Source organism: Neorhizobium sp. BT27B (assembly GCF_050455485.1).
Taxonomy (GTDB): Bacteria; Pseudomonadota; Alphaproteobacteria; order Rhizobiales; family Rhizobiaceae; genus Neorhizobium.
On the sequence record NZ_JBCIYT010000033.1, the window covers coordinates 1 to 2,698 of the forward strand.

Annotated in this window: 4 protein-coding genes; all 4 read right to left on the reverse strand. The window is 57.4% G+C overall.

What is annotated here, in order from left to right:
• Positions 1 to 15: 15 nt before the first annotated feature.
• On the reverse strand, positions 16 to 312 hold the full coding sequence (locus AAIH70_RS30870) for a hypothetical protein (protein ID WP_112728319.1): 297 nt from the start codon (positions 310 to 312) through the stop codon (positions 16 to 18).
• Entirely contained in the window at positions 312 to 1,934 is a 1,623-nt protein-coding gene (tnpC, locus tag AAIH70_RS30875) for an IS66 family transposase (RefSeq protein WP_430038153.1), read from the reverse strand. The genes AAIH70_RS30870 and tnpC overlap by 1 nt, the downstream gene beginning before the upstream one ends.
• 63 nt (positions 1,935 to 1,997) lie before the next feature.
• Entirely contained in the window at positions 1,998 to 2,345 is a 348-nt protein-coding gene (tnpB, locus tag AAIH70_RS30880; RefSeq protein ID WP_056533973.1) for an IS66 family insertion sequence element accessory protein TnpB, read from the reverse strand.
• On the reverse strand, positions 2,342 to 2,698 hold a 357-nt coding region (tnpA, locus tag AAIH70_RS30885), incomplete at its 5' end, for an IS66-like element accessory protein TnpA (RefSeq protein WP_430038157.1). The genes tnpB and tnpA, both read right to left, overlap by 4 nt.

Sequence of the window (2,698 nt, forward strand, 5' to 3'; positions counted from 1 at the left end):
GTAACCGCCCGGTTGTTACCGCGGAGATTTTGCTTTGATGCGAGCAACAAGCTCTTTGTCGTCGACAAATCCGTCGAGGAAGTCGCTCCATTCGTCGGGTGAGCGGCGGGCGTGTTTGAGCATCTGCTCCAATTCTTCCATGCCGTCGTCTGTCAGCGCGGTCATGGATTCGTCGTCCCCTGTGTAAACGGAGATGATGCTGCCGTAGCTCAGATTATCATCGTTGGAGACGATTGCCTGAAGAAGCTCCGGGTCCTCTTCGAGAATTTCGGCGACATATTTGATTGTGCGGACGAAGGTGATTGTCGCCATCAGGCTGCCTCGGCAGAGATTGTGACAAGCGGCGACCAGTTCCACGGAAGCAATTCGTCTAACCGATTGATCTTGTGATCGTGGATGCGGTCGAGCACGTCAGCCAGATAAGCCTGCGGATCAAGACCATTCATCTTTGCCGTCTCAATGATCGTCATGGCGCGTGCCAAGGTTTCCGCTCCCGTGTCGGCTCCTGCGAACAGCCAATTCCGTCTTCCAACGCCAATCGGACGCAGAGCCCGCTCGGCGGCATTGTTGTCGATTGCGACACGGCCGTCTTCGAGGAACAGGCAGAGCGAGGACCATCGGCTCAAACCATAACGGAAAGCTGTAGCCAGATCGCCTTTACCCGGAATGCGGTTCAGTTGGGCTTCTGCCCAGAGACGGAATGCTTCAGCCTTGGGCTTGCTCTGCTTTTGACGAGCAAGAAGACGGATATCGGGAGGCTGACCATTAATGCTTCGTTCGATATCGTAGAGCGCACCGATACGATCGAGGGCTTCCCGCGCGATCTCGGATTTATTGGATGTCCAGATATCGTGGAAGTCACGTCGCCAATGCGCCCAGCAGGCTGCTTCTTTGAAGCGAGGACGCCCATCCGCTCCAAACGAGTACAGCTTGCCATATCCTTTATAGCCGTCAGCCTGAAGGATGCCGCTTGATTGCCCGAGGTGACGATGAACGTGCTCTTCTTTCCAGTCAGGCGCAAAATAGTAAACTGCACCCGGCGGGGAGGCTCCAGCCCAGGGACGTTGATCGCGAACATACGTCCAGATTCTGCCCTTCTTCACGCCTTTACCCAGCCCTTTGTCTCGGAGTGAGCGATCCAGCACCCGGATCGGGGTATCGTCCGCATGAAGAAGGTCGCTTGCCATGATTGCGGCTTCGATCCGCTCGATGAGAGGCTGGAGCACCTGCATGGCGCGACCACACCAATCGACCATCGTGCTGTCGGGAATGTCGACACCCATACGGGCGAAGATCTCGTTCAGGCGATATAGCGGCAAATGGTCATCGAACTTCGAGACCAGAATGTACGCCAGGAGGCCAGCGCCCGCCATGCTGCCAGGGATCGGGCGGCTGGGCGCAGGCACCTGCACCATTTTCTCGCAGCAGCGGCAGGACTTTTTCAATCGGGCGACCTCGATCACCTTCATCTGAGCCGCAATCATGTCGAGGATTTCGCTGGCGTCCTCACTGACAAGACGCAACTCACCTCCGCATTCCGGGCAGCAGGAGCCAGGATCGAGTTCTCGGCGCTCGCGAACCGCCTTGTCGGACACGCGTGGGCGTCGGCGCATGATCTTTTCCGACGCATCCGCTAGGGGCACAACAGACGCCGTCTCATCGGCTTCATCAATCGGGGCCGTATTGCTCTCAGCGGCGGCGATCAATAGATCCTCAAGCGCCAGTTCCAACTGCTCGATTTCACGCTCGATCTTTTCAGACGACTTGCCGAAGACCTGTTTCTTCAGCTTGGCGATGCGTAGCCGCAGCGTTTGGATTAACTGGTCGTGCGCCTGCAACGTCGCCGACATCTTCGCATTATCCGCCCGCAAAGCGGCAATCATGGCTTTGAGAAAGGCTGGATCGTCCGGAAGATTTGCCGTTGCGTCTGACATGATCCTGACTACCATAAGTCAGGAGAAATTGCCATAAAAACGAGTGGTTTCAGAGGGATAAAATCACCCGACACGAGCCGGTGGCGCTCCCCAATCCGGACGACGCCAATCGATCCCTTCCCACAACATCGCCAGTTGGGCCGACGTCAGTCGCGCCGTCCCGTCGGACGCAGACGGCCATGGGAACCGACCTTTCTGCAAGATCTTGTAGTACAGGCAGAAGCCTTGGCCATCAAAATACAGCAGCTTCAATCGATCGCCTCGTTTGCCCCGAAAGGCAAATACCGCGCCGCCCGTTGGCTTCTGGCGCAGGACATCCTGTGCAAGGGCTGCCAGGCCTTCTATTCCTTTACGCATGTCCGTGATCCCGCAAGCAAGATAGACCCGGACACCGGTCCCAGGCCCGATCATGCTGCTTCCACCGCCCGAATAAGCTGGGTCAGGGCGGCGGTATCGACCGCACTGCCAAAGCGAAGGGTGCGACCGCAGCTCAATCGCAGCTCGATCATCCCGGCGCGGCTTTCCCTGCCGTCCTGAACATCAGTCTGCACGGCATTCACGTCGATGGGAATGAACAATGCATTCGAAGACACCGAGAGAAGCCCCTTCTTCTTCAGCTCGCTACGCCAGGCGTAAATCTGCTGGCGCGTGATATCGTGCCGATGGGCAACCTCTGTGATTGTCGCTCCACCATCCCCAACCGACATGATAATGGCCAGCTTCTCATCGTCGCGCCATCGGCGCCGACGTTCCTGCCCAAGAAT

What these genes read in the sequence shown, in the direction of transcription:
- AAIH70_RS30870 (WP_112728319.1), bottom strand. Translation starts at nt 312, where the DNA reads ATGGCGACAATCACCTTCGTCCGCACAATCAAATATGTCGCCGAAATT.
- tnpC (WP_430038153.1), bottom strand. Translation starts at nt 1,934, where the DNA reads ATGTCAGACGCAACGGCAAATCTTCCGGACGATCCAGCCTTTCTCAAA.
- tnpB (WP_056533973.1), bottom strand. Translation starts at nt 2,345, where the DNA reads ATGATCGGGCCTGGGACCGGTGTCCGGGTCTATCTTGCTTGCGGGATC.